Genomic DNA, 15,545 nt, shown 5'->3' with positions numbered 1-15,545 from the left:
CTCGGCGAATACTACCCGTTATGAGTCAACATTGCCACTTAACGACCAACTTTAACATGTTGATAAAACCATTCGCTATTTTTAAACCAATGGTTTTACCTAGGATATACCTAACCACGATGCTGCAAAATTAATTACAACAGGTCAACATATCTTAACTAAAAGTTGTCTTTGAATCGTCTCAGACTTGCAAAGTTTTCCCATGGTTCATTGTTTTTTGTAACCAACACAAATTCTTTTGGAATTAACTCTGTAATAGTAGGTAGGTCGCTGCGCATAAATGGATTAACTTTAAGCTCTTGGCCTATTGTACTTGGCAGTGTAATTTCGCCCTTAGCACGCTGTGCATCTACTTTGTCGCTGTATTGGAGTAGCTCAGGGTTACGCGGCTCAACGGCTTTTGCAAATGCTAAATTAGCTTGTGTATATTCATGCGTGCAATACACTTTACAGGTTTTAGATAGCTCACGTAGCTTATTAAACGACTCCCACATTTGCTCAGGCGTCCCTTCAAATAATCGCCCGCAGCCCCCACTAAAAAGCGTATCGCCGGTAAAAGCCAACTCTTCATGAATATAACAAATGTGATCAAGCGTATGGCCAGGGGTGGTAATAATGTTAAAACGCGTACCCAATACCGCAATGCTATCGCCATCAACCAGTGTATTAGTGATCCCCGCAAACGGACTGTTAATAGGACCGTACACTGCAATGTTAGAAAACTGTTTTACAAGCTCGGCTACGCCACCGGTATGATCGCTATGATGATGGGTAATTAAAATGCCACCAAGTTGTAAGTTATGCTCTGCTAAATGCGCCATAACGGGCTGTGCGTCGCCTGGGTCAACCACCCACGCTAGGTCGCTATTATGGGTAGTTAAACACCAAATATAATTGTCAGAAAATGCTTTAATTGCTTTAACTTGCACCATATTAATTTGCTCTATAAAGTGACGGGTAACACCTAGTATAACGAGCTATAAAAATGAAACCAGCCCTTAGTTTTCAAGAAGGACCCAAACCGCTGTCATGGCAGCAGTTCCCTCATGGGGATTATTTACGTGCTGACATTGAACAAAAAATGGATCAATGGCTGCCGCGTATGTTTGGTTACCATATGCTTAAATTAGGTAATTTAAGTGGCGAGCTTAATACCAGCATAAGCACTATAAAACACCAAGTATGTGTTGCCGAAGAGGGGCCTTACACAGGTGTAATAGCCGATATAGACGAACTGCCTTTTTATGAGCACAGTGTTGATGCGTGTATTTTAAGCCACTGCTTAGAGTATCACTCAGACCCACATCACATATTACGCGAGGCGCATCGTACACTTATACCCGGTGGTTACATTGTTATTACCGGATTTAATCCGTTTAGTTTATGTGGATTGGCGCAAATGTTGCCCTTTAGCGGCCAAAAGCTGCCGTGGACGGGGCGTTTTTTTACGCCTGCGCGGGTAAAAGATTGGCTTAATTTATTGGGGTTTGAAATTATTAGCGATGAGCGCTTTATTTACTCATCTCTTGCGCGTGGTAACAGGCTTTCGCGGTTTGCATTTTGGCGCAGCTTTGCCAAACAGTATTTAAAACCTATGGGGAGTGTGTATATGCTGGTGGCGCGAAAACGCGTGGCTCCGCTTACGCCTATAAAACCTAAGTGGCATGCAAGGCCGCAGTTTTCACCTGTAAAGGGGGCAGGGCTTAGACAAACATCAAAGCAGCACTTTAAACAGTGTGAGCAAAAAAATAATAATAGTTAAAAAATGTAAGTAGGCACTTTTTAACCCAGCCATGAGCCTTACACTCATGGCACTAAAAAGTGCAAAAGCTTTAACGGGTTAAGGTTGATACCCTACATCATCAAGTAGGTTGCTACTGCCTGCAGCGTCACGGGCCAAATCGTCAACTATTTCGTTATATTTATGCCCGCTATGTCCCTTTACCCATTTCCATGTAACCGTGTGCTCGCTACAAGCGCTATCAAGTCGCTTCCATAAATCAACATTTTTAACCGGCTTTTTTGCCGATGTTTGCCAGCCCCGTTTTTTCCAATTTGCAATCCACGACTCAATACCCTGCTTAACATACTGGCTATCTGTGGTGAGGTTAACGGTGCAAGGGCGGGTGAGTGATTCAAGGGCAACAATGGCAGCGAGCATTTCCATACGGTTGTTTGTGGTTAGCTTATACCCTTGGCTTAATTTTTTTTCGTGGCCGTTATAAATCATAAAAATACCATAACCACCAGGGCCCGGATTACCTAAACATGAGCCATCGGTGTAAATCTCTACGGTTTTTTGCACTGTTTTACCTTGATATTATGTACAATAAAGTGATTATAGAAAGATACCAGAGTCAGGCTAAATTCGATATGGCACGTAGACAAATAGTTTTAGATACAGAAACCACCGGCATCGACCCCAAACAGGGGCACCGGATTATAGAAATTGGGTGTGTAGAATTAATAAACCGACGTTTAACCGGTAATAATTTTCATGTTTACATTAACCCACAACGCAGCATTGAAGAAGAAGCAATAGATGTTCACGGTATTACCAACGAGTTTTTACGTGATAAACCACTTTATCGCGATATAGCGCAAGAGTTTTTTGACTACATTAAAGGTGCAGAGCTTGTAATACATAACGCCCCGTTCGATGTGAGCCATATGGATAACGAGTTTGCGCTGCTTAACCAAGGCTACCCAAATACGCACGAGTACTGCCAAGTTCTCGACACCCTTAAAATGGCGCGTGACTTGCATCCTGGTCAAAAGAACAACCTAGATGCTTTGTGCCGCCGTTACGATATAGACAACGCAAAACGAACATTACACGGCGCATTACTGGATTCTGAAATTTTAGCCGATGTTTACCTTGCCATGACTGGCGGGCAAACCAAGCTAAACTTAAACCAAAATAAAGATGACGGCAGCGAGCAACAGACTGGTGGCATAAGACGCTTAAGTAGTGACCGAGCACCTTTAGTTGTATTGCGCGCAAACGACGCTGAGCAAAGCGCACACGAAGCACGACTCGATCTTATAGACAAAGAAGGCGGCCACTGTTTATGGCGCGCTGAATAAGGCCAACTATGAAAACGATGTATTTTATAACTGTACTGTGCGCCACCTCACTGTTTAGCGCCAGTGCGTTTGCCGTTAAGCAAGTAGAGCTGCTTAAACGCGACGGCGAACAAAATGAAATACCGCTGCTAGATAACCGTTTTCGTATAGACAGCCAATTAGACGAAATAACCTTACTATTTTTTAGAAAGCCAGGTTCGCCCGCGGTTATTTTAGTCAGGCCCGATGGCAGCAAGTACTTTGCCACTAACGCCGTTAAAGATCCCAACCTCGATTGGTTTGATGAGCTTAGTTACGACTTAATCACCATAAAAAAACCGATGGCTGGCCCATGGCAAGTTATTGGCCGCATTTTGCCCGACAGCCGCATTGTGGTGTTAGGGGAAGTGTCTTTAAAAGCACAGCCATTACCTCCTATGTTATTTAGAGGCGAGACAATAAAAATAACGGGCGAAATTTTAAATGATGATGAGCCTATCGATGCTAACTTATTCACAGATGTAGTTAGCCTAAACGTTGACTTTGTAAGTACCAACGATGAAAGCTATGCAAACTTTGGTGCAGGCACTCAAGAAGTTGCCGAATTTAAAGACGATGGCCGCGGCTTTGATGAACGCCCTAACGATGGAGTGTTTACTGGCGAATTTAAATTAGACTTTCCAGCAGGGCAGTGGACACCAGAACTCTATATAGCGACCCCCTTATTACAGCGACGGATTGTGCAAGACCCTATCATTGTGCATGAACCGCCATTTAAATCTGAGGTCGCACTGGCAGAGCTTGATACTGACGATCACCAGCTATCTATTAATATAGATAGCAACATAGTTAAACCCGAAACTGTTATTGTGCAGGGAAAAATTTATTACCCTAACAATGAAGAGCAAATGTTCACTATTGACGCGCAAGCGGGTGATACACGCCAACTAGCAATTAAAAACTATGATTGGGGAAGATACAGCGTTGAACTGTCTGTTTTTGGCACTAATATAAACGGTCGTGAGTTTATGGCCACAATACCAACATACAAATTTGAGATAGAAAGGCCAATAGAAGCAGTACCAGAAATAGACCCTGCTACGCTTATTGATCAAAACCTGGCCTTGGAAGCTGAGCCCGTTGAAGAAAAAATGGCCACTTCTACATTAGTGACTTTAATCGTGGGCTGTAATTTGCTCATTTTATTGTTAGGGTGGTTAGCAATTCGTATTTTTGTACAGAAAAAGCCAATCAAATTTAACTTTAAACTGCCTTTTTTAAACAAAAAGAAAGTAAACGATGAGAGCAACGCCGATGCAGAAAAAAATCAAGTCGGCAAAAATGGCTCAAAAAGTGACAAATCAGGTGAAATTTTAAACCTTTCGATGTCAGATGACTAAAAAACCTGTAAAAAAACAAAAAAGCCCTTGACGAAGTAGGGGCTGATTCGTATTATTCACGCCGCTGCAAAGGGAGACCTAAGCAGAAACGAAAATGCGGAGTGGTAGTTCAGTTGGTTAGAATACCGGCCTGTCACGCCGGGGGTCGCGGGTTCGAGTCCCGTCCACTCCGCCAATTTTCGACAATTTGTAAGTAGACGCTGGAGTGGTAGTTCAGTTGGTTAGAATACCGGCCTGTCACGCCGGGGGTCGCGGGTTCGAGTCCCGTCCACTCCGCCAACACTTACACAACATATGGTTGTAAAACATATTCTTATTATGGAGTGGTAGTTCAGTTGGTTAGAATACCGGCCTGTCACGCCGGGGGTCGCGGGTTCGAGTCCCGTCCACTCCGCCAATAAGAAAAAATAACAGTTTAAATATGCGCTGGAGTGGTAGTTCAGTTGGTTAGAATACCGGCCTGTCACGCCGGGGGTCGCGGGTTCGAGTCCCGTCCACTCCGCCACTATTTAAACACTGTTATGTTACAAAATTTGTATGCTGGAGTGGTAGTTCAGTTGGTTAGAATACCGGCCTGTCACGCCGGGGGTCGCGGGTTCGAGTCCCGTCCACTCCGCCAACAAATTTAGTAATGACAAGTAATATGATATCTCTGCGGAGTGGTAGTTCAGTTGGTTAGAATACCGGCCTGTCACGCCGGGGGTCGCGGGTTCGAGTCCCGTCCACTCCGCCATTTGATATCGTAACAAAATTAGTAAGTGCATTACCCCATGCACATACCACTGCGGAGTGGTAGTTCAGTTGGTTAGAATACCGGCCTGTCACGCCGGGGGTCGCGGGTTCGAGTCCCGTCCACTCCGCCACTTGTTATTTCCTCAATAGCAAGCTTATAAAATCCTTGGTTAAATAATTTTATAAATTACCCTTTGGCTATCAGCTATCAGCTATCAGCTATCAGCTATCAGCTATCAGCTATCAGCTATCAGCTATCAGCTATCAGCTATCAGCTATCAGTCATAATTTACACGTAAACCGTAGTAGATTTGAATTAAAAACTCATAGCTTAATTTTTAGTTTAGTTCATAGCTTTACGTGTTATCAGAATTCAAATTGTCCTTTAAAGTAGTTTATATGGCTTGAGGATAAGTCATAGCGCCGCAGATGTAAAAAGCTTATCTTTATAGTGAAGTGTTAGAGAGGGACGCTGTTGATGACACAGGCTTTTTCAGGGCTTCTGATACTGTTGCACTTTGCTAAAAGATTTATCGCTATTAGAAAGCGACGTTACTTTCCCGTTAGTGTTGTTTTAAAGCTGTGGTGATGGGTTTTGTTTCTCATAAAAGTTTACCTATAATATCACGCTTACTTATAGGGATATTTTATGATTGAAGTGATTGGCTTAAATAAGCAGTTTGTTACCAACGTGGTTTATCGTGATTACAATAAAGTGTTTAGCAGCCAAAAAATATGCATCGAAGCACCTAATGGCCAAGGGAAAACAACTCTATTGATGATGTTAGCGGGGCTTGAAACTTACGAAAGTGGTGAGTTTTTGTTTTCTGGAAACGCGTTAACCGAACCACATAAGCAAGTTGCTATAGCCTCTGACAGTATTGCTTTACCCGACTTTTTAACAGCAAAGCAAATAATTAACTTAACCTCAAATACATTTGGCTGTTGTTGGCTAACAGCTATAGTCGATGGGTTTAATTTTAATGAATTTCTAAATACACGCTTTGACGCTCTATCATCAGGTAACCAAAAGAAGTGCCAGTTAATTTTAGCACTTATGCGTGATGCACCGTATTTACTGTTAGATGAACCCAGTGCAGCGCTTGATCAAGCGAGTATTGAGTATTTATTAATTTTACTTGATGAATATTTAGTAAATAAGCCACAAGGTCAAATAATTATCACTTGTCACGAGCCCGAGCCTTTTTTACTGCATGGCTTTGAGTGTATGCCTTTATGATTGCAAATTTAAAACAATCAATTGGCCAATACCGCTCTTTTATGGATTATCGTTTTCTGGCATACAAGACTGAACTTACACAATTATTATTACAACTGAAAAGCTTTGGGGTGTTATTTTTAGTGGTGTTGGGCTCGTCAGTGTTGGGTTTGATATTGCTACTTTTTTTAGGGCTTGGAAAAATTATTGATAGTAGTGATGCACCTCAATATGGTGCGCAAATGGCTTGGCTGTATTTGCTGCTACAAAGTGTAATGTTAAGCGCAATGAAGACTGCAATAAAAAACTCAGCCCAACGAGCGTTTCAACAGACATTGGTAAAGCGGTATTGGCTTGGTTTGATGGATATAAAGCTTTTGCTGTTAAGTAATGGCTGGTTGATTGCAAGCCTTGTTATTACGATTGACCTGAGCATAAACCAGTGGCTTAGGGTGCCGCATTTTTTGGTGTTTTTACTATTACAATTTACGCTCGGCATTTTATGCTTATACAAGCCAATAGCGCTTGTTTATGGATTTTTGTTATCTGCAATGTGGCTAATGTTACCGTTTGATGTAAGTCCACTGACTTATCAGTGTGGCTTTGTGCTGTTATTTACCTTAAGCACCTTAATGGTACCTTTTAATTTTGCAGCTAAGTTAGAGCTAAGCTCACTTACAGGCTTTTGGCTAATGTTTTTTATACACAACAGCTGGACTTTGATTTGGCGAGGTGCTTTATTGTTGTGCGTATTTATGGCGTTTGAGGTACTACTACAAGAGCGCGCTAATTTAGCTGATATATTTAGTATTTTGTCACTAGCTTTTGTGGTGTTGCTTAATAGTTCATTACAATTTGATTGTAGTCATCTACATCAACAATATAGTGTGTTTTTTAAAATGCAGAATAAGCAAACAGCATTTTTTATTGGCCAATTTGTTCCTAGTTTAATTGTGCTCTTACTTTCGCTTATTGGTTTTTTTGCTTTATTCAACCAAGCAAGTGGCTTGTTGCTATTAACTGGCATTATTTGGTGCACACTCCAACAAGCTATCGTGCAAAAAAAACCAGCGCATTACGCGCTGGTTTGGATGATCACAACAGGCGGACTGTTGGCTGCGTTAACCTAACGGGTTAAGCTGCATCTGCTTTGCTGTCTTCACTTTTACGTGCGGCTTTGCCTGCTAATAAATCAGCTGGGTCAAAGTCATCAACGTTAATTACGTCTAAGCGGGCTTTTTCAACAGCGGCTAATTTATCAGCTTCTGCTTGGCTTAATATGCCAGCTTCAAGACCCATTTGCGCTACTTTATCAAGTTGGAAGAATGGCAGTTTAAGGCCTTTTTCTTTACATACTCGTTCAAATAACGGTTCTACAGCCAGTACATCTTTAAGTGTTTGCTCTTGACGGCCAACTAGGTTTAGTGGCTCATCTTTTAAGTAAACATAGCTCGCTAAACGGTTACGCGTTTCGCTAGGTACTTGAAGTAGTTGTGCTAGTTTATGCTCAAGTTTGTCGGTAGGTTTACGAACCGGGCGACCAAACGGGAATAACAATACTTTTAATACGCCACGTAATGGGGCAGAGGGCATGTTATTGATTAAATCAGCAAGGGCACGTTGGCAGTGGTAAAGATGATCCTGACAGCTCCATTTTACTAGGGCTAAATCTTCTTGTTTACGGCCTTCGTCGTTATAACGTTTAAGTGTTGCAGACACTAAATATAAGTAACTTAGTAAGTCACCTAAACGTGCTGAAATACGTTCTTTACGTTTAAGCGAGCCACCAAATACCGCCATGCTAATGTCAGACATAAGCGCAAGCGATGCACTAAAGCGTGATGCTATACGGTAAAACTCTGCGGTGTCGTCTTTGTACGGTACGCTAGTAAAACGTGCACCACTAAGCGCAAGCCACTTAGTACGTACAAGGTTCGACATTGTAAAGCCAATGTGGCCCATTAGCGCTTTATCAAATACGTTAAGCGCTTCTTCGCGGTCTTCAATTTCACAAGCACCAAGCTCGGTTAGTACAAATGGATGACAGCGAATTGCACCTTGACCATAAATAATCATATTACGGGTCAAGATGTTGGCACCTTCTACTGTTATAGCAATAGGGGCACCTTGATAGCCACGACCTAAATAGTTATTTGGCCCAAGCATAATCCCTTTACCGCCAAGTACGTCCATTGCATGAATGGTCGACTCGCGCATTTGCTCGGTAAGGTGGTATTTAATAATAGCTGAAACAACCGATGGCTTTTCACCTAAATCTACCGCACCCGTTGACATACTAACTGCTGCATCTGAGCTGTAAGCGTAACCTGCAAGTTTAGCCAGTGACTCCTCAACACCTTCCATTTTACCAATAGGTAAACGGAACTGACGACGAATACGGCTGTATGCCCCTGTTGCTACGGCAATTGTTTTAATGCCACCGGCAGAGTTTGATGGCAATGTAATTGCACGGCCAACCGATAAACATTCAACCAGCATGCGCCAGCCTTGGCCAGCCATTTCTGGGCCACCAATAATGTAATCAAGGGGTACAAAAATATCTTTACCGCGAGTCGGGCCATTTTGAAATGGTACGTTAAGCGGGAAGTGGCGACGACCAATTTCAACACCTGGCGTGTTAGTTGGAATAAGTGCACAGGTAATGCCTGGCTCTTTGTTGTCGCTTAGTAAACCATCTGGATCTTGTAGTTTAAAGGCAAGACCAAGTACTGTAGCCACTGGTGCAAGAGTAATGTAACGCTTGTTCCAAGTAAGGCTAATACCTACTACTTCTTCACCGTTCCATTGCCCTTTACACACAACACCGTAATCAGGAATTGAGCTCGCGTCAGAGCCTGCTTCTGGCGAGGTTAATGCAAAACATGGAATTTCTTGGCCTTGGGCTAAGCGCGGTAAATAATGATTTTTTTGATCTTCTGTACCGTAGTGCTGTAGTAATTCACCAGGGCCTAACGAGTTAGGTACACCTACAATTGACGATAGTAAGGTCGATTTACTGGTTAACTTTTGCAGAACACAAGATTGTGCAAACGCAGAAAACTCTAAACCGCCGTATTCTTTTTTGATGATCATGGCAAAGAATTTATTATCTTTTAGATATTGCCATACATCTTGCGGTAAATCGGTAAGCTCGTGTGTTGCTTCCCAATCATCTAGCATGCTACATACTACTTCTACAGGGCCATCAATAAAGGCTTGCTCTTCAATAGTCAGCTTTGGTACTGGGTATTGGTGTAGCTTTTTCCAATCTGGGTTACCACAAAACAAATCAGCTTCCCACCACGTAGTACCGGCATCGATTGCTGACTTTTCAGTGTCAGACATGCTTGGCGTTACTTTTTTAAAGGTAGTAAAAATCGGCTTGATAATATATTGCTGACGAATGCCAGTAACAGAAAGAGGAACTGCGATGATCAAAAAGATCAACCAGCTAATTAAACCAAAAGCACCTGCAAAGGTACCAATTAGTAATGTTGCGGCAGAAACACCAAGTGCTGTGTTCCAACTCGCTCTGTGGTAAACCGCGATGCTGAGCAGTGCGATTAAACCGAGTGTAAATATGAGTGTCATTGCTTATTCCTTAATAGAGGTCAGACCACCTCAGTTAGAGTAGCGCTAGTGAGCGTAAGTTTCAAGTACATTACAGCGTTAAATTAACGACAAACTAGCCATTATGCTTATCATTATTCCCTTTATAAGGAACAAGCATGCACCACTGCTGTGTTTAATTCAATCACAGCAATTATTTAAGCACTAAAAATCAGTAAATCAGCTAGCCAAAAAAGTTTTTTTAAGTAAGTATGTCTGTTGTAGCGCACAGTAAAGTACAGCGCTATTTATACGTATTTTTTAAGGGTTAGTTTATTAATGTGTGAATTACTTGGCATGTCAGCCAACGTACCTACGGATATTTGTTTTAGTTTTTCAGGTTTATTAGAGCGCGGTGGTAATACTGGCCCGCATAAAGATGGCTGGGGTATCACGTTTTACGAGGGTAAAGGGTGTAGAACCTTTAAAGATCCTGAGCCAAGCTATCAATCAGAAATCGCCAAGCTAGTAAAAGCCTACCCCATTAAAAGTGTGTCGGTAATTAGCCATATTCGCCAAGGCAACCGTGGCCGAGTGTGCCTTGAAAATACCCATCCGTTTACCCGTGAGCTTTGGGGACGCGAAATTACCTATGCACATAATGGCCAGTTATCTAACTATCACGATTTGAAACCACAATATTATCGCCCTGTGGGTAACACCGACAGTGAGCTGGCGTTTTGTTGGTTGCTAGATAAAATTCGTGAAAAATACCCAAAACGCCCCTCTAATATGGCCTCTGTATTTAGATATGCGGCTAAGCTTTCACATACGTTACGTGAAAAGGGCGTATTTAATATGTTATTGACCGATGGCGTATTTGTATTGGCGTATTGCACTAATAACTTACACTACATAACGCGCCGTGCGCCATTTGGTAAAGCAACGTTAATTGATGCCGATATGGTGGTTGATTTTAACGAAGAAACCACCCCAAACGATGTAGTAACAGTAATAGCTACACGGCCATTAACCAACGACGAACGCTGGCAAAAAATGCAGCCAGGGGAGTTTGCGTTATTTAAAATGGGCGAATTAATTTAGTTAAATAGCCTAAAAGCAAACACAAAAAAACGCGATATAAAATCGCGTTTTTTTGTGTTTGCTATCACCGTGTTTACGGCGCTTCTGATCTTACTTCGCTGCTCTCGCTTACTGGAGTAGAAACAGGCTGGGTAACGGTAAATGAATTCATTTGTACTTCAAACTGCTCCATGCCTTTTTCTCCTTTCCACATACGTACTAGCATGTAGTCCATTTCGGGTGCAAACCAGGCAAGGGCTTGGCGTTTATCGTTATCGTATAAACGTTTTACTTTTATAGCTTCTACGTTACCAATTGGCAGCGAAATCATTTCTTTGCCAACCACTTCAAAGTTGTAGTCGCGGCGATTGCCTTTTTTATCAATAAGCGGAAACGAAAAATAAGTTTCGCCTTTTTTTAAGCCTTCGCGTACTTGTACTTGATACGAAATAGCATCTTGAAATTGGTCAGTCCATTCGCACTTTAGCGGGTATTCGCTAGTGCTGCTGGTGACCACTTTATTTTGTGTATCAAAGTCTATTTTATAATCTTTATCTGGGCCGGTGCCGGTACGCACCATATTGTAATGATGAGGAGTGACTTTGTTATCTAAAAAAGTAAATACTGAGGTTTCTTCTCGCTTGTCAGAGAAAATCATCCACTCAATATTGCTGTGATAAGTAAGTTGATATGTTTGCTCGCCAACTTTTTTAAGTTCGCGTACTGCCTCGCCATGATTTTTACCTTTGCGTAAAATATCGTAGCTGGCTTGATACTCTGTTAGTTCGCCTGCAATTAGGCTAGTAGGAAGTAAAGCGCCCACACATAACAGCAGGGCACTTATTTTTTTATTGTGGGTAGTGCGCGCCGTGTGCAGGAAGTTGTTTTTCGTCAAGAACTGCATAATCTGCTTCCATAGTAAGTCTGTGTTCACTGAACCACTTGACCACCAAAGGATAAATTATATGCTCTTGTTCGTGCACGCGTTTAGCTAATGTTTCTGCTGTATCATCCTTGAGTACAGGTATTTGCGCTTGAAGAATAACGGGACCGCCGTCTAACTCTTCAGTTACAAAATGAACACTTACGCCATGAACATCGTCTTTTGCATCAATTGCTCTTTGGTGGGTATTCAGCCCCTGATACTTAGGCAACAAAGATGGATGAATGTTCAACATTTTTCCAACATATTTTTGCACTAAGCTAGGAGTAAGAATACGCATAAACCCAGCTAATACAACTAGATTTGGCATAAAAGAGTCAATAACGTTCATTAATTGCGCATCATAGGCCTCGCGCGAGTCAAAATCTTTGTGACTGAGCACTTTTGTAGCAATACCTGCTTGTTTTGCACGCTCAAGGCCGTAAGCGTCTGCTTTGTTACTTATAACAGCCGCTATGTGTCCGTTTATTTCGCCGCGTTCGCAGGCATCAATAATGGCTTGTAAATTAGAACCACTACCCGATATTAATACCACTAAGCGAATGGGTGCCATTACTTAGCACCACCTACAATTTCTACTTGCTCTTCGCCGGCAACAGCATCTTGAATTTCACCAAGGTGCCATGCGTTTTCGCCAAGCTCTTTTAAAATGCTTAAGCTTTGCTCTAGCGCGTCGCCTGGTACTACTAATACCATGCCTACACCACAGTTAAATGTACGGTACATTTCGTGCGTAGTAATATTGCCGTTTTCTTGTAACCAGTTAAAAACGGTTGGCCACTGCCAGCTATCGCCTTTAACTACTGCTTTTGCATAATCAGGTAATACACGCGGAATGTTTTCCCAAAAGCCGCCGCCAGTAATATGCGATAGGGCATGCACGTCTACTTGCTTAAATAATTCAAGTAAAGGTTTAACGTAAATACGGGTTGGCTCTAGTAAGTGCTCGCCTAGTGTTTTGCCGTCAATAACTTGGTTCGTATCGGCGTTTGATACTTCAAGCACTTTACGAATTAAAGAAAAGCCGTTTGAGTGCGGACCGCTAGAGGCAAGGGCAATAAGTTGATCGCCGGCTGCTACTTTTGTGCCATCAATAATTTTAGATTTTTCTACTACACCGGTACAAAAACCGGCCATGTCGTAGTCTTCACCATCGTACATACCTGGCATTTCAGCTGTTTCGCCGCCAATCAGGGCACAGCCAGAAATCTCACAGCCTTTACCAATACCGGTTACTACATCGGCCGCTGTGTCTACATCTAGTTTACCTGTTGCATAGTAATCTAGAAAAAACAGGGGTTCAGCGCCTTGTACTATTAAATCGTTTACACACATTGCAACTAAATCAATACCTACAGTGTCGTGTTTTTTTAAGTCGATAGCTAAACGTAGTTTAGTACCTACACCGTCAGTACCTGCTACTAGTACTGGCTGTTTGTAACCTTCTGGAATTTCGCAAAGAGCGCCAAAACCACCAATTCCGCCCATTACTTCTGGACGACGCGTTTTTTTAACTACGCCTTTAATACGCTCAACAAGTGCATTACCAGCGTCGATATCTACGCCCGCGTCTTTATAGCTTAATGACTGTTTTTGTTCGCTCACAGGTTTTCCTCAAATAATTGCTTGGGGTTGCTTTTCGATAGCTTAGAAACGCGCGTATTTTACAACAATTGCAACTGCGCGGCTAGCTCAAATATAGTTTTGAAATAATTAACAAGGACACTTGTCCGCTATTAGTTTGTTAATTGCACAAAAAAAGCACCCCTGGGTGCTTTTTAGTTATTTATGCTTTGGCAGTTAGTATTGCTCTAAGTGGAGCAGGGTAACCTTCAATGGTTTTACTGGTATCGTTTGGGTCTAAAAAATCAACTAACGATTCGTTTTCCATCCAGTCGGTTCTGCGTTGCTCATCAAGCGTGGTAATTGCGCAATCTTTTATTTGCACATCTTTAAAGCCAACGCGTTCCATCCACAGTTTTAGTGCAGCAGTACTTGGAATAAACCAAACGTTGCGCATTTTTGCGTAGCGGTCGGTAGGTACCAGTACTGTGTTTTCATCGCCTTCAATTACTAACGTTTCTAGTACGAGTTCGCCACCTGGGCGAAGCTGCGCTTTTAACTGCGCTAAAAAATCGATAGGCGAGCGGCGGTGATACAGCACCCCCATAGAAAACACCGTATCAAACGCTTTAAGCTCGGGTAGTGCTTCTACACCTAATGGTAATAAATGCACGTTTTCGTCTGGGTTGTAATGTTTAATGGCCTGAAATTGACACAAAAATAAATCAGAAGGGTCAATACCCACTACAAATTCAGCGCCTTCACCACGCATACGCCATAAGTGGTAGCCAGAGCCACAGCCTATATCTAATACTGTACGGCCTTTTAATGGCTCAATATGGGGAAGCAGGCGGTCCCACTTCCAATCGCTGCGCCACTCAGTGTTTATTTCAATACCGTGTACAGTAAAGGGGCCTTTGCGCCATGGCATCATGCGTTTTAATAAATGCGTGGCTTGTTTTTGCTCGCCTTCGCTCATCTCCCCCGGTGCGCCAATTTCTACTTTAGTGGCGATATCAACGTGGGTTGTTTTTACTTCTGGCAAATTTTTAAGTACTTTTTGCCATTTTGGTAAATCGCCATGGCTTGCCTCGTTTTGCCAATGCTTTAATTGAGCGGGCAGGGTTTCTAGCCAGTGGCTAAGCGGGCTTTGTGCAATTGCTGCGTAAAATTGGTTAAACCATTGAGACATAAGTCACTCTCTTTATTTAATTGCTACCATTGAGCAAAAATTAAAACATTGATACCACACCTGCGTTTGGCTAAAACCAATGTCGCTTAAACGATTAAAGTGAGTGCTTAGCGTATCGGGGCGCATCACGTTTTCAATGGCAGTACGTTTTTGGCTTATTTCAAGCTCTGAGTAGCCATTGTGGCGTTTAAAGTCGTGGTGCAAATCAATTAATAAATTATCGCACTGCTCGTTTTCGGCTTTAATTTTTTCGCTAAGGAGCAGGACGCCACCGGGTTTTAAGTTAGCGTAAATTTTTTCAAGCACGGCTTGGCGCTGTAATGGCGGAATAAATTGCAAGGTAAAATTCATGGCCACTACCGACGCATTTTGAATCTCAAGCTCGTTAATATCGCCTAAAGTTACTGTAACAGGCACGTCTGACTTAAAGCCTTGTAAATGTACCTTACAACGCTCAACCATAGCTTGTGAGTTATCTACAGCTATAATGTGGCAGTTATCGGTGCGAATATTACGGCGCATGCTTAGGGTAACCGCACCAAGCGAGCAGCCTAAATCGTAAAGGTTTGAATTACTTTGCGCATATTCACCGGCCAATTTACCCATAGTGCTTACAATGGTGGCATACCCAGGCACAGAGCGCTGGATCATATCCGGAAAAACCTCAACCACATTTTGGTCAAAGCTAAAATCTTTTACTTGTTGCTCAGAGGCGTAAATACTGTCTTTTATACTCACTAAGGCAGTCTCTTTAAAAATAATGGCACTATTTTAACATTTTATACTGGATAGTCAGTG

At 42.3% G+C, this 15,545-nt stretch carries 14 protein-coding genes and 7 tRNA genes; 13 read left to right on the top strand and 8 right to left on the bottom strand.

Annotated features, from left to right (window positions below; all coding sequences use genetic code 11):
• Positions 1 to 158 precede the first annotated feature (158 nt).
• Positions 159 to 932: a hydroxyacylglutathione hydrolase gene (gene gloB, locus PSH50_RS02870; protein ID WP_248450995.1), complete on the bottom strand. Its 774-nt coding sequence runs from the start codon at positions 930 to 932 to the stop codon at positions 159 to 161.
• A gap of 53 nt (positions 933 to 985) precedes the next feature.
• Between gloB and PSH50_RS02865 the strand changes: the two genes are divergently transcribed.
• The gene (locus tag PSH50_RS02865) at positions 986 to 1,762 is read left to right on the top strand and encodes a class I SAM-dependent methyltransferase (protein WP_055255234.1); all 777 of its coding nucleotides are present in this window, start codon (positions 986 to 988) and stop codon (positions 1,760 to 1,762) included.
• Between the two features lie 78 nt (positions 1,763 to 1,840).
• Here PSH50_RS02865 and rnhA read toward each other — a convergent pair whose 3' ends face one another.
• On the bottom strand, positions 1,841 to 2,305 hold the full coding sequence (gene rnhA / locus PSH50_RS02860) for a ribonuclease HI (protein WP_004585980.1): 465 nt from the start codon (positions 2,303 to 2,305) through the stop codon (positions 1,841 to 1,843).
• Positions 2,306 to 2,373: 68 nt separating this feature from the next.
• Between rnhA and dnaQ the strand changes: the two genes are divergently transcribed.
• From dnaQ to PSH50_RS02805, 11 genes are all read left to right on the top strand, one after another.
• Positions 2,374 to 3,087, top strand: a complete 714-nt coding sequence (dnaQ, locus tag PSH50_RS02855; protein WP_273609234.1) for a DNA polymerase III subunit epsilon — start codon at positions 2,374 to 2,376, stop codon at positions 3,085 to 3,087.
• An 8-nt stretch (positions 3,088 to 3,095) separates the two neighbouring features.
• Positions 3,096 to 4,466: a TIGR03503 family protein gene (locus tag PSH50_RS02850; RefSeq protein WP_024033683.1), complete on the top strand. Its 1,371-nt coding sequence runs from the start codon at positions 3,096 to 3,098 to the stop codon at positions 4,464 to 4,466.
• Positions 4,467 to 4,564: 98 nt separating this feature from the next.
• Positions 4,565 to 4,641, top strand: a tRNA-Asp gene (locus tag PSH50_RS02845).
• A 27-nt stretch (positions 4,642 to 4,668) separates the two neighbouring features.
• Positions 4,669 to 4,745: transfer RNA gene (locus tag PSH50_RS02840), tRNA-Asp, on the top strand.
• A 41-nt stretch (positions 4,746 to 4,786) separates the two neighbouring features.
• A tRNA-Asp gene (locus tag PSH50_RS02835) sits at positions 4,787 to 4,863 on the top strand.
• A gap of 31 nt (positions 4,864 to 4,894) precedes the next feature.
• Positions 4,895 to 4,971: transfer RNA gene (locus PSH50_RS02830), tRNA-Asp, on the top strand.
• A 37-nt stretch (positions 4,972 to 5,008) separates the two neighbouring features.
• Positions 5,009 to 5,085 (top strand) — tRNA-Asp (locus tag PSH50_RS02825).
• A gap of 37 nt (positions 5,086 to 5,122) precedes the next feature.
• Positions 5,123 to 5,199: transfer RNA gene (locus tag PSH50_RS02820), tRNA-Asp, on the top strand.
• 53 nt (positions 5,200 to 5,252) lie between these two features.
• A tRNA-Asp gene (locus tag PSH50_RS02815) sits at positions 5,253 to 5,329 on the top strand.
• Between the two features lie 518 nt (positions 5,330 to 5,847).
• Positions 5,848 to 6,438, top strand: a complete 591-nt coding sequence (locus PSH50_RS02810; protein ID WP_273588061.1) for an ATP-binding cassette domain-containing protein — start codon at positions 5,848 to 5,850, stop codon at positions 6,436 to 6,438.
• Positions 6,435 to 7,547 carry a DUF6136 family protein gene (locus PSH50_RS02805; RefSeq protein ID WP_273588060.1) on the top strand — a complete coding sequence of 371 codons (1,113 nt, stop codon included), beginning with the start codon at positions 6,435 to 6,437 and terminating at the stop codon, positions 7,545 to 7,547. The genes PSH50_RS02810 and PSH50_RS02805 overlap by 4 nt, the downstream gene beginning before the upstream one ends.
• Before the next feature lie 4 nt (positions 7,548 to 7,551).
• Here PSH50_RS02805 and fadE read toward each other — a convergent pair whose 3' ends face one another.
• On the bottom strand, positions 7,552 to 10,008 hold the full coding sequence (gene fadE, locus PSH50_RS02800) for an acyl-CoA dehydrogenase FadE (RefSeq protein ID WP_029772579.1): 2,457 nt from the start codon (positions 10,006 to 10,008) through the stop codon (positions 7,552 to 7,554).
• Positions 10,009 to 10,305: 297 nt separating this feature from the next.
• On the opposite strand from fadE, the gene PSH50_RS02795 reads away from it, so the two are divergent.
• Positions 10,306 to 11,070, top strand: coding sequence for a class II glutamine amidotransferase (locus PSH50_RS02795; protein WP_004587229.1), 765 nt, complete (start codon positions 10,306 to 10,308; stop codon positions 11,068 to 11,070).
• Positions 11,071 to 11,143: 73 nt separating this feature from the next.
• Here the strand turns inward: PSH50_RS02795 and PSH50_RS02790 are convergent, their stop codons facing one another.
• The 5 genes from PSH50_RS02790 to cmoA form a co-directional block, all read right to left on the bottom strand.
• Positions 11,144 to 11,881, bottom strand: coding sequence for a DUF3108 domain-containing protein (locus PSH50_RS02790; RefSeq protein WP_273588062.1), 738 nt, complete (start codon positions 11,879 to 11,881; stop codon positions 11,144 to 11,146).
• A 16-nt stretch (positions 11,882 to 11,897) separates the two neighbouring features.
• Positions 11,898 to 12,545, bottom strand: coding sequence for a phosphoribosylglycinamide formyltransferase (gene purN / locus PSH50_RS02785; RefSeq protein WP_004588939.1), 648 nt, complete (start codon positions 12,543 to 12,545; stop codon positions 11,898 to 11,900).
• Positions 12,545 to 13,597 carry a phosphoribosylformylglycinamidine cyclo-ligase gene (gene purM / locus PSH50_RS02780; protein WP_273588059.1) on the bottom strand — a complete coding sequence of 351 codons (1,053 nt, stop codon included), beginning with the start codon at positions 13,595 to 13,597 and terminating at the stop codon, positions 12,545 to 12,547. The genes purN and purM overlap by 1 nt, the downstream gene beginning before the upstream one ends.
• A gap of 181 nt (positions 13,598 to 13,778) precedes the next feature.
• Complete coding sequence (gene cmoB / locus PSH50_RS02775) at positions 13,779 to 14,747, bottom strand: tRNA 5-methoxyuridine(34)/uridine 5-oxyacetic acid(34) synthase CmoB (protein WP_054982276.1); 969 nt, start codon at positions 14,745 to 14,747, stop codon at positions 13,779 to 13,781.
• A gap of 12 nt (positions 14,748 to 14,759) precedes the next feature.
• Complete coding sequence (gene cmoA, locus PSH50_RS02770; protein ID WP_004588942.1) at positions 14,760 to 15,485, bottom strand: carboxy-S-adenosyl-L-methionine synthase CmoA; 726 nt, start codon at positions 15,483 to 15,485, stop codon at positions 14,760 to 14,762.
• Positions 15,486 to 15,545: the final 60 nt, after the last annotated feature.

Origin of the sequence: Pseudoalteromonas sp. Angola-7 (assembly GCF_028599255.1) — a bacterium.
In the GTDB taxonomy this organism is placed as follows: Bacteria; Pseudomonadota; Gammaproteobacteria; order Enterobacterales; family Alteromonadaceae; genus Pseudoalteromonas; species Pseudoalteromonas atlantica.
This window is presented reverse-complemented; position numbering and strand designations above follow the sequence as displayed.

What these genes read in the sequence shown, in the direction of transcription:
- gloB (WP_248450995.1), bottom strand. Translation starts at nt 932, where the DNA reads ATGGTGCAAGTTAAAGCAATTAAAGCATTTTCTGACAATTATATTTGG.
- PSH50_RS02865 (WP_055255234.1), top strand. Translation starts at nt 986, where the DNA reads ATGAAACCAGCCCTTAGTTTTCAAGAAGGACCCAAACCGCTGTCATGG.
- dnaQ (WP_273609234.1), top strand. Translation starts at nt 2,374, where the DNA reads ATGGCACGTAGACAAATAGTTTTAGATACAGAAACCACCGGCATCGAC.
- PSH50_RS02850 (WP_024033683.1), top strand. Translation starts at nt 3,096, where the DNA reads ATGAAAACGATGTATTTTATAACTGTACTGTGCGCCACCTCACTGTTT.
- PSH50_RS02810 (WP_273588061.1), top strand. Translation starts at nt 5,848, where the DNA reads ATGATTGAAGTGATTGGCTTAAATAAGCAGTTTGTTACCAACGTGGTT.
- PSH50_RS02805 (WP_273588060.1), top strand. Translation starts at nt 6,435, where the DNA reads ATGATTGCAAATTTAAAACAATCAATTGGCCAATACCGCTCTTTTATG.
- fadE (WP_029772579.1), bottom strand. Translation starts at nt 10,008, where the DNA reads ATGACACTCATATTTACACTCGGTTTAATCGCACTGCTCAGCATCGCG.
- PSH50_RS02795 (WP_004587229.1), top strand. Translation starts at nt 10,306, where the DNA reads ATGTGTGAATTACTTGGCATGTCAGCCAACGTACCTACGGATATTTGT.
- purN (WP_004588939.1), bottom strand. Translation starts at nt 12,545, where the DNA reads ATGGCACCCATTCGCTTAGTGGTATTAATATCGGGTAGTGGTTCTAAT.
- cmoB (WP_054982276.1), bottom strand. Translation starts at nt 14,747, where the DNA reads ATGTCTCAATGGTTTAACCAATTTTACGCAGCAATTGCACAAAGCCCG.